This window comes from Streptomyces sp. NPDC092296, assembly GCF_044755465.1.
Lineage (GTDB): Bacteria > Actinomycetota > Actinomycetes > Streptomycetales > Streptomycetaceae > Peterkaempfera.
The window spans coordinates 779,695-795,247 of the sequence record NZ_JBIVRB010000001.1; the positions used below are offsets into that span (position 1 = coordinate 779,695).

The 15,553-nt window shown below is 70.7% G+C and carries 14 protein-coding genes and 1 pseudogene; 8 read left to right on the forward strand and 7 right to left on the reverse strand.

Annotated features, from left to right (window positions below; genetic code table 11):
• Window positions 1-37 precede the first annotated feature (37 nt).
• Genes hemC through hemB form a run of 3 tightly spaced genes read left to right on the forward strand, consistent with a single transcriptional unit; the run spans window position 38 to window position 3,749 of the window.
• Complete coding sequence (gene hemC, locus ACIQGZ_RS03645; protein WP_402599100.1) at window positions 38-1,063, forward strand: hydroxymethylbilane synthase; 1,026 nt, start codon at window positions 38-40, stop codon at window positions 1,061-1,063.
• Window positions 1,060-2,748, forward strand: coding sequence for a uroporphyrinogen-III synthase (locus ACIQGZ_RS03650; protein WP_402599101.1), 1,689 nt, complete (start codon window positions 1,060-1,062; stop codon window positions 2,746-2,748). The genes hemC and ACIQGZ_RS03650 overlap by 4 nt, the downstream gene beginning before the upstream one ends.
• 17 nt (window positions 2,749-2,765) lie before the next feature.
• Complete coding sequence (gene hemB, locus ACIQGZ_RS03655; protein WP_402599103.1) at window positions 2,766-3,749, forward strand: porphobilinogen synthase; 984 nt, start codon at window positions 2,766-2,768, stop codon at window positions 3,747-3,749.
• A gap of 83 nt (window positions 3,750-3,832) precedes the next feature.
• On the opposite strand, the gene ACIQGZ_RS03660 is transcribed toward hemB, so the two are convergent.
• From ACIQGZ_RS03660 to ACIQGZ_RS03675, 4 genes and pseudogenes are all read right to left on the reverse strand, one after another.
• Window positions 3,833-4,246, reverse strand: a complete 414-nt coding sequence (locus ACIQGZ_RS03660) for a hypothetical protein (protein WP_402599105.1) — start codon at window positions 4,244-4,246, stop codon at window positions 3,833-3,835.
• A 326-nt stretch (window positions 4,247-4,572) separates the two neighbouring features.
• Window positions 4,573-4,809, reverse strand: a pseudogene (locus tag ACIQGZ_RS03665) (chaplin); the annotation flags it as partial.
• A gap of 71 nt (window positions 4,810-4,880) precedes the next feature.
• The gene (locus ACIQGZ_RS03670) at window positions 4,881-5,126 is read right to left on the reverse strand and encodes a chaplin (RefSeq protein ID WP_402599107.1); all 246 of its coding nucleotides are present in this window, start codon (window positions 5,124-5,126) and stop codon (window positions 4,881-4,883) included.
• Window positions 5,127-5,391: 265 nt separating this feature from the next.
• The gene (locus ACIQGZ_RS03675; RefSeq protein WP_402599109.1) at window positions 5,392-5,637 is read right to left on the reverse strand and encodes a chaplin; all 246 of its coding nucleotides are present in this window, start codon (window positions 5,635-5,637) and stop codon (window positions 5,392-5,394) included.
• Window positions 5,638-5,877: 240 nt separating this feature from the next.
• On the opposite strand from ACIQGZ_RS03675, the gene ACIQGZ_RS03680 reads away from it, so the two are divergent.
• From ACIQGZ_RS03680 to ACIQGZ_RS03695, 4 genes are all read left to right on the forward strand, one after another.
• The gene (locus ACIQGZ_RS03680) at window positions 5,878-6,120 is read left to right on the forward strand and encodes a chaplin (protein ID WP_402599110.1); all 243 of its coding nucleotides are present in this window, start codon (window positions 5,878-5,880) and stop codon (window positions 6,118-6,120) included.
• 542 nt (window positions 6,121-6,662) lie between these two features.
• Window positions 6,663-9,647, forward strand: coding sequence for a carbohydrate binding domain-containing protein (locus ACIQGZ_RS03685; RefSeq protein ID WP_402599111.1), 2,985 nt, complete (start codon window positions 6,663-6,665; stop codon window positions 9,645-9,647).
• A gap of 376 nt (window positions 9,648-10,023) precedes the next feature.
• Complete coding sequence (locus ACIQGZ_RS03690; protein WP_402599112.1) at window positions 10,024-11,670, forward strand: cellulose binding domain-containing protein; 1,647 nt, start codon at window positions 10,024-10,026, stop codon at window positions 11,668-11,670.
• A 46-nt stretch (window positions 11,671-11,716) separates the two neighbouring features.
• Window positions 11,717-12,487 carry a carbohydrate-binding domain-containing protein gene (locus ACIQGZ_RS03695; RefSeq protein ID WP_402599114.1) on the forward strand — a complete coding sequence of 257 codons (771 nt, stop codon included), beginning with the start codon at window positions 11,717-11,719 and terminating at the stop codon, window positions 12,485-12,487.
• Between the two features lie 84 nt (window positions 12,488-12,571).
• Here the strand turns inward: ACIQGZ_RS03695 and ACIQGZ_RS03700 are convergent, their stop codons facing one another.
• Complete coding sequence (locus ACIQGZ_RS03700) at window positions 12,572-13,156, reverse strand: DUF5994 family protein (RefSeq protein WP_402599115.1); 585 nt, start codon at window positions 13,154-13,156, stop codon at window positions 12,572-12,574.
• A 352-nt stretch (window positions 13,157-13,508) separates the two neighbouring features.
• On the opposite strand from ACIQGZ_RS03700, the gene cutA reads away from it, so the two are divergent.
• Window positions 13,509-13,841 (forward strand): divalent-cation tolerance protein CutA, encoded by a 333-nt coding sequence (gene cutA / locus ACIQGZ_RS03705; RefSeq protein ID WP_402599116.1) that lies wholly within the window; start codon window positions 13,509-13,511, stop codon window positions 13,839-13,841.
• A gap of 3 nt (window positions 13,842-13,844) precedes the next feature.
• Here cutA and ACIQGZ_RS03710 read toward each other — a convergent pair whose 3' ends face one another.
• Window positions 13,845-14,177 (reverse strand): tol-pal system YbgF family protein, encoded by a 333-nt coding sequence (locus tag ACIQGZ_RS03710; protein WP_402599117.1) that lies wholly within the window; start codon window positions 14,175-14,177, stop codon window positions 13,845-13,847.
• A gap of 568 nt (window positions 14,178-14,745) precedes the next feature.
• Complete coding sequence (locus ACIQGZ_RS03715; RefSeq protein WP_402599119.1) at window positions 14,746-15,546, reverse strand: PaeR7I family type II restriction endonuclease; 801 nt, start codon at window positions 15,544-15,546, stop codon at window positions 14,746-14,748.
• Window positions 15,547-15,553: the final 7 nt, after the last annotated feature.

Sequence of the window (15,553 nt, forward strand, 5' to 3'; positions counted from 1 at the left end):
CCACCCAGGCAACCAGCACGACCGGGACTATCATGTCATGAATAGTCAACTCACCACCAATCAGGGCGAGTTGAAGCAGGCGACCCTCAGGCTCGGCACCCGCCGCAGCGCCCTCGCGACCGCCCAGTCCGGCCTGGTCGCCAAGGACGTCTCCCGGATCACCGGGCGGCCCGTCGAGCTGGTGGAGATCACCACCCACGGCGATGTCTCCCGGGAGCACCTGACGCAGATCGGCGGCACCGGCGTCTTCGTCTCCGCCCTGCGCGACGCCCTGCTCGACGGGCGGATCGACCTCGCCGTGCACTCCCTCAAGGACCTCCCCACCGGCGCCTCGGCGGGCCTGCTGCTGGCCGCCGTGCCCGAGCGCGAGGACTTCCGCGACGCCCTGGTGGCCCGCGACGGCCTCACCCTGGAGCGGCTCGCCGCCGACTGCCAACGGGAGAGCGGCCGCGCCGCCCGGATAGGCACCGGCTCACCGCGCCGGACGGCCCAGCTCAACGCGTACGCGGCGGCCCACGGGCTGCCGATCGAGACCGTGCCCATCCGCGGCAACGTGGACACCCGCATCGGCTTCGTCCGCTCCGGCGAGCTGGATGCCGTCGTCCTGGCCGCCGCCGGACTCAGCCGACTGGGCCGCCTCGCCGAGGCCACCCAGCTGCTCGGTCCCGACCTGATGCTGCCCGCCCCCGGCCAGGGGGCGCTGGCGATCGAGTGTGCCGCGCCCGACACGCGGCTCGCCACCGCTCTCGCCGCACTCGACCACGGCCCCACCCGGGCCGCGGTCACCGCGGAGCGAGCGCTGCTCGCCGCCCTCGAAGCAGGTTGCTCCGCCCCGGTCGGGGCGCTGGCGACCGTGCTGGAGGCCGAGAGCCATGCCACCGAACTGCGGCTGGAAGGCGTCGTCGGCACCGCCGACGGCGCCACTTCGCTGCAGATGTCCACCACCGGCCCGATCACCCTGGACGGGTCCTTCGAGCAGCAGGCCACGGCCCTCGGCCATGACCTCGCCGCCCGGATGCTCGCCAGGGGCGCGGCCGGTCTGATGGGGGAGCGAGTGCTGTGAGCCCCACCGCCAACACCGACGCAACCGCCTGCCGCAAGACCGGACAGGTGACCTTCCTGGGCGCCGGCCCCGGCGACCCCGGGCTGCTGACGCTCCGTGCGGTCGAGGTGCTGGCGTCGGCCGACGTCCTCGTCGCCGATCCGCTCACCGCCGCGGCGGTGCGCACCCACTGCCCCGAGGGAGTGGAGGTGCACACCCCCGGTGACGCACCCGGCTCCGACGGCGCCGACCCGGCCGACAGCACCGAGACCGCCGACTGGGGCGCCGCCGCCCTGGCCAAGCTGGTCGCGGCCGCCGTCAAGGCCGGCAAGCACGTGGTGCGCACCATCGACGGCGACCCCGGCCTGGACGGCCGGGCGGCGGAGGAGATGCTGGTCTGCGCCAAGGACCGCATCCCGTTCGAGGTCGTCCCCGGCGTCGCCCAGTCCGTCGGCGTGCCCGCCTACGCGGGCGTACCGCTGCGCGGCCGCCGCGGCGCCGACGTCCGCTTCGTGGACGCCGCCGCCCTGGAGCCGAAGTCCTGGCCCGACCTGGGCGGCTGCGACGCCACCCTGGTGGTCCGCACCACGCTGGCCCAGCTGCCGGCCACCGCCACCGCCCTGGTGGCGCACGGCCGCAAGCCGGACTCGGCGGTGTCGGCCACCCTCGGCGGCACCACCACCCGGCAGCGCACCTTCACCGCGACGCTGGCCACCATCGCCGCCGAGCTGAAGAGCGCCAAGGTGCTGCCCTCGCCGGTCTCCGCACCGGTCGACCCGCAGACCCCGGTGATAGCCGTGGTCGGGGAGCAGGTGGGCATGCGGGCCACCCTGTCCTGGTTCGAGACCAAGCCGCTCTTCGGCTGGAACGTGCTGGTCCCCAGGACCAAGGACCAGGCCGCCGCGCTCTCCGACCAGCTGCGCTCCTACGGCGCGGTGCCGCAGGAGGTGCCCACCATCGCGGTGGAGCCGCCGCGCACCCCGCAGCAGATGGAGCGGGCGATCAAGGGCCTGGTCACCGGCCGCTACGAGTGGATCGCCTTCACCTCGGTCAACGCGGTGCGCGCGGTCCGCGAGAAGTTCGAGGAGTACGGCCTGGACGCTCGGGCCTTCGCCGGGATCAAGGTCGCGGCGGTCGGTGAGACCACCGCCCAGTCACTGATCGACTTCGGCGTCAAGCCCGACCTGATGCCGTCCGGCGAGCAGTCCGCCGCCGGGCTGCTGGAGGACTGGCCACCGTACGACCCGGTTTTCGACCCGATCGACCGGGTGCTGCTGCCCCGCGCCGACATCGCCACCGAGACCCTGGTGGCCGGCCTCATCGACCTCGGCTGGGAGGTGGACGACGTCACGGCCTACCGGACCGTGCGCGCCTCGCCGCCACCGGCCGAGACCCGCGAGGCGATCAAGGGCGGCGGCTTCGACGCGGTCCTGTTCACCTCCTCCTCCACCGTGCGGAACCTGGTCGGCATCGCCGGCAAGCCGCACAACGTCACCGTCATCGCCTGCATCGGTCCGGCCACCGCCAAGACCGCCGAGGAGCACGGCCTCCGGGTCGACGTGCTCTCCCCGGCGCCCTCGGCAGCGGCGCTGGCCGAAGCCCTGGCCGATTTCGGCGCGGCCCGCCGCGACGCCGCCCTGGAGGCCGGCGAGCAGGTGTACCGGCCGAGTGAGCGCCGACCGGGCTCCCGCAGGAAGGCTCGCTGAAAGGCATCCGCACCGTCATGACCGGCTTCCCCCACCACCGTCCCCGCCGACTGCGCACCACCCCGGCGGTGCGCCGGCTGGTCGCTGAGACCAGGCTGCACCCGGCCGGGCTGATCCTCCCCGCCTTCGTACGGGAGGGGATCAGCGATCCGGTGCCGATCCGCTCCATGCCCGGCGTCGTCCAGCACACCCGCGACACGCTGCGCAAGGCGGCGGTGGAGGCGGCCGAGGCGGGCGTCGGCGGCATCATGCTCTACGGCGTGCCCGCCGTGCAGGACGCCTGCGGCTCCGAGGGCACCAACCCGGACGGCATCCTCCAGCAGGCCATCCGCGACGTGGTCGCGGAGGTGGGCGACCGGCTGGTGGTGATGTCCGACCTCTGCCTGGACGAGTACACCGACCACGGCCACTGCGGGGTGCTGGCGGCGGACGGCAGCGTGGACAACGACGCCACCCTGGAGCGCTACGCCGAGATGGCGGTGGTCCAGGCCGACGCCGGTGTCCACATGGTCGGCCCGTCCGGGATGATGGACGGCCAGATCGGCGTGGTCCGCCGGGCGCTGGACGACGCGGGCCACCAGGACGTCACGGTGCTGGCCTACACCGCCAAGTACGCCTCCGGTTTCTACGGCCCCTTCCGGGAGGCGGTGGGCTCCTCGCTCAAGGGCGACCGCAAGTCGTACCAGCAGGACCCGGCCAACGCCCGGGAGGCGCTGCGCGAACTGGAGCTGGACCTGGCTGAGGGCGCCGACCTGGTGATGGTCAAGCCCGCCATGGCGTACCTGGACATCCTGCGCCAGGTGGCCGACGTCTCCCCGGTGCCGGTCGCGGCGTACCAGGTCTCCGGCGAGTACGCGATGGTGGAGGCGGCCGCCGCCAACGGCTGGATCGACCGGGAGCGGGTGATCATGGAGACCCTGACCTCGATCCGGCGGGCCGGGGCCGACCAGATCCTCACCTACTGGGCGGTCGAGGCCGCCCACGCGCTGCGGCAGTCCTGAACCCGGGCTCCGTACGGTCAGCGGAACGCGCCGAGGCCGGCCCCCAGCGGGGGCCGGCCTCCGGCATGGACGGGGGCGTCCGGTCAGTGCGGCAGCAGCCCGCCGACGATCGGGCCGAGCACCGGTACGTCCTTCAGCCCGCCGCCGCTGCTCAGCGGCGAGGTCAGCGGGAGGGTGCTGACCGGCTTGGTGGCGCCGTTCGGGGTCTTGGGCTGCACCGAGACGCCGTTGGTCAGCGGGTCGGCGGCCGAGTTGGCCCAGGGGTCGAGCCGCAGGTCGGTCACCGGGCGCAGGGTGTGGCCCACGGTGCTGTTCAGGGTGGCGGCGGCCTGGGCGGTGTCCAGCGGCTGGAGCTGGGCCTTGGCCTCGGGGGCGGCGGCGGGGCGGGTCGGCTGGGCGGTGGCCGCCGAGGCGGGGGCCTGGGTCGCCAGTGCGCCGAGCACGGCGGCGCCGGCGACGGCCAGCGCGCGGCCGCCCGCGCGGGACAGGATCTGCATGGCTGTTGTCCTCTCCGGAGGAGTTGACCCTCCGTCTGTGGGAACCGCCGGCGGTAGCCGTCTGCGGCCACCGGCTGTGGGGCGGGGGCCGGGACGGCTGCCGGGCGGGGCGGGGCACCGGATGGTGGCGCGGCGCTGCCCCTCGGGCTCTCGGGCTCCGAGGGGCAGCGCCGTACTGTTCCGCGACTGCGTCAGCAGTCGTCCTTGCTGCGGTTGTGGCCGCGCTCGCCGCCCCAGCCGCGCTCACGCCCGTGCTCACGGCTGCCGAACTCGCGACCGCGCTCCTCGTGGCCCCGCTCCACGCGGCGACCGCCCACGTCGGAGGCGTTGATGCAGGTGTTGCCGAAGGCCGGGTTGATCAGGCCGATGACGTCGATCGTGTTGCCGCAGAGGTTGATCGGCACGTCGACCGGGACCTGGATGACGTTGCCGGAGACGACACCGGGGGAGCCGACCGCGGCACCCTCCGCGCCGGAGCCCACGGCGGAGGCGGCAGCGGCGCCGGCCATGACCATGCTGACCGAGGCGGCGGAGACGAAGACGGCCTTCTTGATGTTGCGCATGAGAACGTGACTCCTAGATCAGGTGGGAAGCCGCCCGCCGCGAGGAGCGGGCGGAGAGTGTGTCGCCCGGGTCAGTTGGCGTTGATGCAGGTGTTGCCGAAGGTCGGGTTGACCAGGCCGACGACGTTGATGCTGTTGCCGCACAGGTTGACCGGGATGTGGATCGGCACCTGGATGGTGTTGCCGGAGATGACACCGGGGGAGCCGACGGCGGCACCCTCCGCGCCGGCACCCACGGCGGAGGCGGCCGAGGCACCGGCCATGATCACGCCGCTGGCCGCCACCGTGAGGACGGCGACCTTCTTGAGAGAACGCATGGTGGGAATTCCTCCGTCTTTCTCTGCCCAGCCGATCGAAGGCGGGCAACGTGCGAAACGAGAATGTGGCCCCTGGGATGCGCGTGATCCCTGACGATCACTCGTGCGGCTCATTACCGTGGTTGTGCACCACAGCGCAAGCCATACGCGATCAATCGATTACACACCGTTCCCAGAGAAGTTTTGGCACACGCCGGCATGTGCCGCATGTCGAGGCGGTCCAGCGGGGTGGAGATTCACCCTCAGGGAGCGGCCCGGCACCGTCTCAGCTGTTGATGCAGACGTTCCCGAAAGCCGGGTTCACCAGCGAGATCAGAATGTTGACGGTGTTTCCGCACAGGTTGACCGGTACCGCGACCGGGACCTGGATCGTGTTGCCGGACACCACGCCGGGCGAGCCGTTGGCGGCGCCCTCGGCGGTGGAGCCCGCAGCGGCGGCGGCACCGGCGCCGACGAGCAGCAGGCCGGCTGCGGTGGTGGTGCCCAGCGCCGTCTTGGCGATGTTGCGCATGACTTCTCTCTCCTGAGGTGGTGAATCGGACCTCGGGCTGAAGAACGATGAACCCGCCGTCCGGGGAACGGCCTTCACGGCCGCGATCACCCGGATGGACGCTCCGACGGCGGTGCGCGGGTCGGCCGGGTGAATTCACGTCACCCGGCCATGTCCTCCGGGCCGGTCCCTCGTTGGTTCACGCGGACAGTTCGAGTGCCTGTCGTTCACGTATGGGCAAGAGCATCAGAGGAGAGTGCAATGAACGCGCCCAAGAAGGTGGCCGCCGTCACCCTTGCCGCCGCCGGCCTCGTCGCTGCGGGTGCGGGTTCCGCGATGGCGAGCTCCCACGCCGAAGGTGTTGCGAACGCCTCGCCGGGCGTCATCTCCGGCAACACCATTCAGATCCCGGTCGCCGTCCCGATCAACCTGTGCGGCAACAGCATCGACATCATCGGGCTGCTCAACCCGGCCTTCGGCAACACCTGCATCAACGCCGGCTGACCCGCAGCCGCTGAGCCGCCGTCACCTGTCCGCCTGGCGGGCCGGTGACGGCGGCTTCGTGCTGTCACAAGTCTTTACGGGCCTGTCCTGCCTGGGTAGCCTCCCTGACAGTTCTTGCAGCATCTTGCGCAAGGATGCGGTGCTCCCTGCCGCGGCGTCGCTGTGCGTCCCCGGGCGACCGAGTCCGGCTGCGCGGACCCCACACCCCGGAGTCCGCGCAGCCGGCGGCCGGTCGGCGGGCTGTTTCCACGGTCCGTCCGACGGTCGGGCGTCGGTGGGGCACGGGAGCGGCGGGCGGTGGCCAGGGGCTCCGTGTGTGGCGTTCCCACCTGTTCCGGGGTCGTACGGGAGTCCCAAGCGCCCCTGCTCCGCAAGAACTTGCAGCGCTCTGGGCGCGGTGAGCCCTGCGGAAACGGTTCTTCCGTCGACCTCCGGCCGTCCGCGCGACGGCCCCGCCCGAGGAGATCCCGTTGAGACCACGAACCTCCCGAACCCCCCGAACCTCCCGGCGACGAATACCGCTACCGGCGGTCCTGGTCCCGGTGCTGGCCCTGCTGATCGGCCTGCTCGCCACCGGTGTGCAGCCGGCCGGAGCCGCGTCCGCGACGCCGACCGCCACCGGTGCCGGCAGCACGACGGTGTTCTACTACACCAAGACCCGCAACTGGAGCAGCTACTACCTGCACTACGCGCCGGACGGCGGCGCCTGGACCGACGTCCCCGGTGTGGCCATGGAGGCCGCCTGTACGGACTGGGTCAAGAGGACCGTCGACCTGGGCAGCGCGCCCGGCCTCCAGGCGACCTTCAACAACGGCTCCGGCACCTGGGACAACAACGGGGGCCGCAACTACGACCTGGGCACCGGCACCCTCACCGTCAAGGACGGGGTGATCGCACACAGCGACCCGTGCGGCGACGGCTCCGGCGGTGACCCGTCACCGAGCCCGACGCCCACTCAGGGCGGCCACAGCGCCACGGTGTTCTACTCCACCACCAGCGTCGGCTGGCCGACGGTCAACCTGCACTACGCGCCGGACGGCGGCGCCTGGACCACCGTGCCCGGCGTCGGCATGGAGGCCGCCTGCTCGGGCTGGGTGCAGAAGACCGTCGACCTGGGCACCGCCACCGGGCTCGCCGTCACCTTCAACAACGGCAATGGCGTCTGGGACAACAACAACGGCAACAACTACGCCCTGCCCACCGGCCTGAGCACGGTCCAGGACAGGAAGGTCACCAAGAACGCCAAGGACCCGTGCGCCGAGGTGGTGCCGGACACCCGGGCACCCACCGTGCCCAGCTCGGTGAAGGCGACGGCCACCGAGGTCTCCACCGTGCTGACCTGGGAACCCTCCAGCGACGACACCGCCGTGACCGGTTACCAGGTCACCCGGACCGGCGGCAGCCGGGGCACCGTGGTGCTGAACGTCAGCTCCACCGTCTACTCGGACTCCGGCCTGGAGGAGAAGACCACCTACTCGTACACGGTCAGGGCGCTGGACGCGGCCGGCAACATCTCCGCCGCCTCCGCCCCGGCCACCGCGACCACCGGCAGCAAGCCGCCGGCCGCCAAACCGGGCGAGATGATCGGCACCGACCCGCGCAAGGACCCGATCTACTTCGTGCTCACCGCGCGCTTCTACGACGGCGACACCAGCAATGACCGGGGCGGCAACCAGGACGTCGCCTCCGGCAACGCGGCCGACCACGACCCGATGTTCCGGGGCGACTTCAAGGGCCTGGTGCAGAAGCTGGACTACGTCAAGGCGCTGGGCTTCTCCGCGATCTGGATCACCCCGGTGGTGCTGAACCGCTCGGACTACGACTACCACGGCTACCACGGCTACGACTTCTACCGGGTGGACCCGCGCCTGGAGTCCGCCGGTGCCTCGTACCAGGACCTGATCAACGCGGCGCACGCCAAGGGCATCAAGATCTACCAGGACGTGGTCTACAACCACAGCTCCCGCTGGGGCGCCAAGGGCCTCTTCGTGCCCACCGTCTACGGGGTGCGCGACGCGCAGTGGTCCTGGTACTACGACGAGAAGCAGCCGGGCTTCGAGTACGACGGTCTGACCATCGACCCCACGACCGGCAAGTCGTACTACAACGGCGACCTCTGGTCGACCGAGGAGCCGCCCGGCAACACCTGCCTCAACTGGGGCAGGCCCACCGGGCAGAGGAGCCCCGAGGGCTACACGCTCTACAACTGCCAGTGGCCCGATCCGACCTCGGGCATGTTCCCCGCCAAGTACTACCACCAGTGCTGGATCGGCAACTGGGAGGGCGAGGACTCCCGCAGTTGCTGGCTGGCCGACGACCTGGCCGACTTCGACACCGAGAACGCCGAGGTGCAGAACTACCTGATCGGCGCCTATGACAAGTACATCGACATGGGTGTGGACGGCTTCCGGGTCGACACCGCCGTGCACATCCCCCGGGTCACCTGGAACCGGCGCTTCCTGCCCGCCATCCAGCAGCGGGTCACCCAGGACTGGGGGCCGGAGAAGGGGGCCGACTTCTTCGTCTTCGGCGAGGTCGGCGCGTTCGTCAACGACAAGTGGAACCGGGGCTCGGTCAACCACTCCGCGCAGTTCTACACCTGGAAGGAGCGCAAGGAGTACAGCGCGGACGACACCCAGGCCGCCCTTGACCAGTACGACTACGAGGAGCAGTTGGGCACCGGCAACCAGCCGACGTCCAGCAACGCCTTCCTGGACGGCAACGCGTACCACACCCCGGACCACAGCAAGTTCTCCGGGATGAACATCATCGACATGCGCATGCACATGAACTTCGGCGACGCGCACAACGCCTTCAACAACGGCAAGGACTCCGACGACGCCACCAACGACGCCACCTACAACGTCGTCTATGTGGACAGCCATGACTACGGGCCCAACAAGTCCTCCGTCCGCTACACCGGCGGCGAGGCGGCCTGGGCCGAGAACATGGCCCTGATGTGGACCTTCCGTGGCATCCCGACGCTGTACTACGGCTCGGAGATCCAGTTCCAGGCGGGCAGGACCATCGACTGCGGGCCCAGCTGCCCGCTGGCCGGCACCGGCCGGGCCTACTACGGCGACCATGTGGAGGGCAGCGTCACCGCCTCGGACTTCGGCAAGGTCGACAGCGCCGGCGGCCCGGTCGCCACCACGCTGGCCCAGCCGCTGGTCAAGCAGGTCCAGCGGCTCAATCTGATCCGCCGGGCCATCCCGGCACTCCAGATGGGCCAGTACTCCACCGAGGGCGTCAGCGGCGGCGGCATGGCCTTCAAGCGCCGCTACACCGACGCCGCGGCCGGGGTGGACAGCTTCGCGTTGGTCGCCGTCACCGACGGCGCCACCTTCACCGGCATCCCCAATGGCACCTACCAGGACGCCGTCACGGGTGAGGTGAAGACCGTCACCGGCGGCACCCTGTCCATCGCCGCCTCCGGCAAGGGCAACCTGCGGGTGTACGTCCTCGACCTGGGCGGCAGGAACGCCGCGCCCGGCAAGATCGGCACCGACGGCCCCTACCTCAAGTAGCCCTGCCCTTGGCCCCGGTCGGGGCAGCCGCCGCGCTGCCCCGACCGGGGCCTGGCCGTGCCGGTCGTGGCCCGGTCGTGGCCTGGACGCCCGGGGGCGGCGGTCGGCCACTTCTGTCGGGTCCATTGACGCTGGACCGGCGCAGTGCTTCCATCGTCAGCGCCCTGGAGCAACAGGCCGAGTACGGCCGCTCCGGCATCCCGCGAGTCGCGTGAGCCGGGCCCCACCACCCTGGACGGCTGTGGACCGCGACGCTTCCCGCTGAAGCTGACAACGTTATCGAGATTTCTGGACAACGTTGTCAGGCTCTGGTGATCGCCGCACCCCGGCCGTCCCGCCGGCTCAACCGAGCCGGCGCGACGAAAAGGACACGAGAGTGACACACCAGCCCCCGGCCACCAGGTGGTGGTCCCGGCCCGCGGCGATCCTGGTCGCCGCCGTACTCGCCGTGGCAGGACTGGCCGCCGTACGCACCCCCGCCTCGGCGGCGGTGCCCAGCGGATTCGCCTACCGGTGCGGCATTCACTTCTGCCTGGACGGCAGCCAGTACTACTTCGCCGGGGCGAACACCTACGACCTGTTCACCTACGGCAGCGGCTCGGGCGACACCGAGACGCAGTACATGGACAAGACCCGGATCGACGCCCAGTTCGCGAACCTCCAGGCCGACAAGGTCAGCGTGCTGCGGCTGTGGATGTTCAGCCATGAGGACTGGCACGGCTTCGAGAAGTCCAAGGGCGTCTACAACGAGCAGGAGTGGGCCGAGTTCGACTACATCATCCAGTCGGCCAAGGCGCACAACATCAAGCTCATCCCGGTCTTCGAGAACTACTGGGAGGCGTACGGCGGCATCGACACCCGCCTGAAGTGGGAGGGCCTGAACGGCGGCGACCCGGGCCGCGCGGCCTTCTTCGACAAGAGCCGCTGCCCCGGCTGCTTCACCTCGTACAAGAACTACGTCAACTACGCGCTCAACCGCACCAACCACTACAGCGGCGTCAAGTACAAAGACGACCCCACCATCTTCGCGTGGGAGCTGATGAACGAGCCGCGCTACCAGAACCAGAGCACCGCCGAGAACGTCAACGGCACCACGCTGCGCGCCTGGGTGGACGAGATGGGTGCCTACATCAAGGGCATCGACCCCAACCACATGCTGGACGCGGGTCTGGAGGGGCACGGCACCAAGTACGGCTTCGGCGGTGACGAGGGCAACCCCTTCGTCTACGTCCAGCAGTCGCCGTACATCGACTTCACCTCCGCCCACCCGTACCCGAACGAGCCCTGGGCGAACCTGACCCTGGCCCAGACCCAGAAGCTCATCCGGGCCTGGATCAGCGACTCGCACGACGTGGTCGGCAAGCCCTTCTTCCTGGGTGAGTTCAACACGCAGAACGTGGACCGGTCGACCTGGTGGACCGGGATCTACAGCGACTTCGAGGCGGCGGGCGGTGACGGCAGCGCCTTCTGGTGGTACGAGGACCGCCAGGTGGACCCCAACTACGGAGTGCTGGCCGGAGCCCCCGAGCTGTCGGTCTTCCGTGCGCACTCGGCCCGGATGGCGGCCAAGAGCGGCAGCACGCCGCCCACGACGCCGCCCACCACGCCCCCGACCACGCCGCCCACCACGCCTCCGACCACGCCTCCGACCACGCCTCCGACCACGCCGCCCACGACGCCGCCGACCACCCCGCCGACCGGCTCGGGCTGCTCCGTCGCGTACCAGCTGTCGGACTGGGGCACCAGCTTCAACGCCGACATCACCGTCAAGAACGGCGGCAGCAGCGCCATCAACGGCTGGAAGCTCGTCTTCTCCTTCCCCGGCGGCCAGACCATCAACTCGATCTGGAACGCCAAGGCCACCCAGAGCGGCAAGCAGGTCACCGTCACCAACGAGGCGTGGACCAATGTCATCCCGGCCGGCGGCTCGGTGAACTTCGGCCTCAACGGCACCTCCAGCCCGGGTACCAACGGCGTGCCCACCCAGTTCACCCTCAACGGCACCACCTGCAAGATCGGCTGACCGTTCCGCGCACCCCTTCCCCACCCCAGACCAAGGGAGCCGCACCATGACGAAACGCCTCGCAGCACTGGTGCTCGCCGCCGTCCTGGCACTGGTCGGCAGCATCCTGCTCACCGCCCCGGCCGCCACCGCCGCGACCGCGCCCAACGGCTATCCGTACTGCAACAACGGCAGCGCCAGCGACCCGGACGGGGACGGCTGGGGCTGGGAGAACAACCAGTCCTGTGTCGTCCGGGGCGGCCGGGCCGACACCGGCAACGGGTCCGGGGGGTCCAGCGGTGGCTCCAGCGGGGGCTCCGGCGGCGGTAGCGTGAGCTGCCCGTCCGGCATGAGCTGCGGCTCGTACACGGTCAGCGGCCTCGGCAGCCGCAAGCAGCAGGTCCGCAACGCGGGCGGCAATGTGCTGGACCTGGCGGTCGCCATGCTGGAGACCGACACCATGACCAGCAACTACGCCTACGGCGACAACAAGAGCGGTGACGCCGCCAACTTCGGCATCTTCAAGCAGAACTGGATGATGCTCCGTGCGGCGTGCAGCCAGTTCCAGGGGCAGAGCGCCTCGCAGTGGAACAACGGTGCCGCGCTCAACAGCAACCTGAGCGCGGACGTCTCCTGCCTGCACCAGAGCCAGAACCACTACGGCACCAATACCTGGTTCGCCGGGCACCGCAACGGCTCGTCGGGCCTGAGCAACCCCAACACCACCGACATCAACAACTACCGGACGGCGGTCTACTGGATTCGTGACCAGCTCAACAACAACTCGGCCAACCTCAGCAACGACACCCGCTTCTGGGTGAACGTCCCGGCCATCTGAGACCCGGCCGACCGGCCACCCGAACGACTGGAGGCCCACGGCCCGCCACCGCGCGGACCGTGGGCCTCCGGCCGTCTTCCGCCGCTACGACCAGTCCGTCACGGTGGGCCAGTGGGCCCGCCGCTCCCGGGCGACGTCCGCCCGCGCCTCGGTGCCGTCCTCGGCAGGGACCGCGCCGCCCTCCGCCTCCCAGGTCCGCACCGGCTCCTGGCCGTCGTCCGCCGCCGGCCCGGCCAGCAGCTCATGGACGGTCCGGCTGTTGCCCGCCGCCGAGGCGGCGCCCATGGCACGCTCCGCCGTACGCGGGTCGGTCTCCGGCGGCACCACGAGCAGGTCCCAGCGGCCGCTCTGGTACGAGAACAGGCAGATCTCGTCCCGGTCCTGCTCGCTGTCGAACCAGCCCAGGTGCACGGTGTGCCCGGCCACCTGCATCTTGCGCGGCATGTCCGGCCACATCCCCCGGTGCACGGTGACCCGGGTGATCCGCCCCAGCCGCCGGTCCAGCTCGGCCACCAGCGGCGGCAGCTCCCGGGCGATCTCCCGCGACCTGGGCCACCAGGCCCCGGCCAGCCGGCCCGGCGGACTGCCGGCGGGCTCCAACGTGAATCTGGGCGGCGCCGCCGCCACGTCGGGCGGGGACGCGATTCGAGGAACGGTCGTCGACGACATGATGCAGACCTGCCCCCGAGCGGGCCGAACCCGCCCGGCATTGTCACTCCGCGAGAGCGACGCGGCCATGGACACCCGCATACGAAGTGCTCCCACTACCCCCAAGCTACTCCCCCCACCCCTGACCGGTCCCGCCCCCGGAGCCTTCGGTCGCAGACGGGAGCACCGGCATCACTCACAGCAGCGATCAATCCGGTCCCGTCCCGACAGCCGGGGAAGGACCATGTGGCTGAGGCCAAGGGTGCTGATCACGGGAGTACGCGACGGCGGCGAGCCCATGGCGGCCGGTCGCGGCGTAGCTGTCCGGTCCGTCCGGCCCTCCGGACGGCGGATGGGTGAATAGGCTCCGTCCATGACTGAGTTCGTGCAGGTGTCCACCGCTACCGAGACGCGCGAGCAGGCCGTCCGGTTGGCGGAGTCGGTGGTGCGGGGGCGGCTGGCGGCCGGGGCGCAGGTGGTGGGGCCCGTGGTGTCGGTGTTCTGGCATCTCGGGGAGTTCGGCACCGGCGAGGAGTGGCACCTGCTCCTCAAGGCGACCACCGAGCGGTACCCGGAACTGGAGGCGCACCTGCTGGAGCACCACCCGTGGGAGAAACCCGAGGTGTGCGCGGTGCCGATCGTGGCGGGGTCAGAGGCGTACCTGCGGTGGGTCGCGGAAAGTACGGGGCCGCAGGCGACCCCGTAGCTCTCAGACGGCGACCTTCTCCAGCACGGCGTCCCCAGCCGGAAGCCCGCTGTGCCCGCCGAGGCGCTTGAGGAGTGGACGGAGGCGGGCGCGGGGGCGGACGGAGGCCACCCCGTGGGCGAGGTCCAGTGCGCGGCCTGCGGTGGTGGCGGCCTGCTCGACTTCGCCGGCTGCCAAGTAGGAGTCCGCGAGCCAGGACAGGTACAGGGCCTCGTCCCGAGCGCGGCTGTCGTCGAATCCGGCGAGGGCGGCTTCAAGGACGGGTACGGCCCGCAGGGGCCTGCGCAGTTCGGTCCAGCAACGGCCGGACATGATCTGGAGCTCGGTGCCGTCCACCCAGCGCGGTAGGTGTCGCCTCCGCCGAGTACATCGTCCAGGCGGCGCGCCGACGGAGCTGGTCGGGCAGGCCTTTGCCGACCCATCGGCCTTTGGCGGGGTGGGCGAGTTCGGGGAGGGCGGCGGCCAGGCCGGCGCCTGAGCCCGCTCGGAGGAATTGCCTGCGCTGCACTGTGCTCACGTCTTTCTCGTTCGTGGTGCGGGACGCAGGCCCGGGGGTGGGCGGATTCGCCTCCCAGGAGCGGGGCGCGAGGCCGAGCATGTGGCCCGGGATACGGAGCGCGTCCGCGATGCACACGAGCTTCTCGAAGCTCCCGGGCAGGTTGCTCCGGCCACCCCGTTGACGTGCCGGCCGTACTCGCTGACACTCACCGCGATCCGGCGGCCACGTACATCCCACGCGGATTGATCGCTGGTCGCGTCACAGAGCAGGCAGCCGCAGTCGGGGACGTCCATGCGGCTGAGGGCGCGGGTGCTGATCACGGGCGTACGCGACGGGCCGCCCAACGAAACGCGGTCGGCGGCCCGTCCCTCGACGGATATCGGACGGAGGTCGAGGCCCGTGCCTTCAAAGCGCCGCAGGACCGCCCTGAGCTCGGGCGCCGGGCCACACCGCGTCCCAGCCGCCGACAGCCTGCCGGGTGTGGCCCGGCAGTCCAAGCTCCTTCAGGTAGGAGATCCGCGCGGTGATGGCAGCCGAGAAGTGCCTCCAGTCGAGGCTGGGCACCGGCTCTGTGGGCTTGGGGTCGGCTGCCGACGAGGTGACGTAGCAGACGGCGTCGTAGAGCTGCTCGGCCATGAGCCGCTCGCAGAAGAGTGCGAAGCGGTCCTGGTACGACATGCCGTGCCAGACCTCCTCGACCGGAAGAGCTCCCGTAGCGGGCTTGACCGGCCGTCGGGACCCTGCCTCGTCCTGCATGATGAAGAAGTAGCCCAACCAGGGTTTCTCGCCGGTGTAGAGGTCTGCGAGGACCGCTCGGCGGAGGTCGACCGCGCTGCCGAGCGCCTCTTCGACCCGGTTGTTGTAGTTGTTCCCGAACGACGGGCCGCCGAGTGCCTTCATCTCGAACGCGGCCACCAGCGTGTTCTCGTGCGTGATGACGACGTCCCACTGCTTCTGCGGCCGGTAATAGCCGGGGAGCTCCAGACGCTGCGACCTGGCGATCCTGATACTTTCGGGCGGGTACCCGGCTTCGAGGAAGAACTTCGCGAGCAGAACGGCGATGGCGTCAAAGTGCTTGCCCCCTCGCACTGCCCCGGCCGTACCGGCTCCGACCGCTTCCTTGATGAGGGACTGCTCGATCTGCGCCTGCTTGACGCCCCAGTAGGCCGCAACAGCGTCTTCGAAGTCCTGGCGGGTGACCGTCAAGATCTTT

Bases quoted from the DNA above. Each gene is read 5' to 3' on its own strand.
- ACIQGZ_RS03700 (WP_402599115.1), bottom strand. From the start codon at position 13,156: ATGTCGTCGACGACCGTTCCTCGAATCGCGTCCCCGCCCGACGTGGCG.
- ACIQGZ_RS03695 (WP_402599114.1), top strand. From the start codon at position 11,717: ATGACGAAACGCCTCGCAGCACTGGTGCTCGCCGCCGTCCTGGCACTG.
- ACIQGZ_RS03660 (WP_402599105.1), bottom strand. From the start codon at position 4,246: ATGCAGATCCTGTCCCGCGCGGGCGGCCGCGCGCTGGCCGTCGCCGGC.
- hemB (WP_402599103.1), top strand. From the start codon at position 2,766: ATGACCGGCTTCCCCCACCACCGTCCCCGCCGACTGCGCACCACCCCG.
- ACIQGZ_RS03670 (WP_402599107.1), bottom strand. From the start codon at position 5,126: ATGCGTTCTCTCAAGAAGGTCGCCGTCCTCACGGTGGCGGCCAGCGGC.
- hemC (WP_402599100.1), top strand. From the start codon at position 38: ATGAATAGTCAACTCACCACCAATCAGGGCGAGTTGAAGCAGGCGACC.
- cutA (WP_402599116.1), top strand. From the start codon at position 13,509: ATGACTGAGTTCGTGCAGGTGTCCACCGCTACCGAGACGCGCGAGCAG.
- ACIQGZ_RS03680 (WP_402599110.1), top strand. From the start codon at position 5,878: ATGAACGCGCCCAAGAAGGTGGCCGCCGTCACCCTTGCCGCCGCCGGC.
- ACIQGZ_RS03675 (WP_402599109.1), bottom strand. From the start codon at position 5,637: ATGCGCAACATCGCCAAGACGGCGCTGGGCACCACCACCGCAGCCGGC.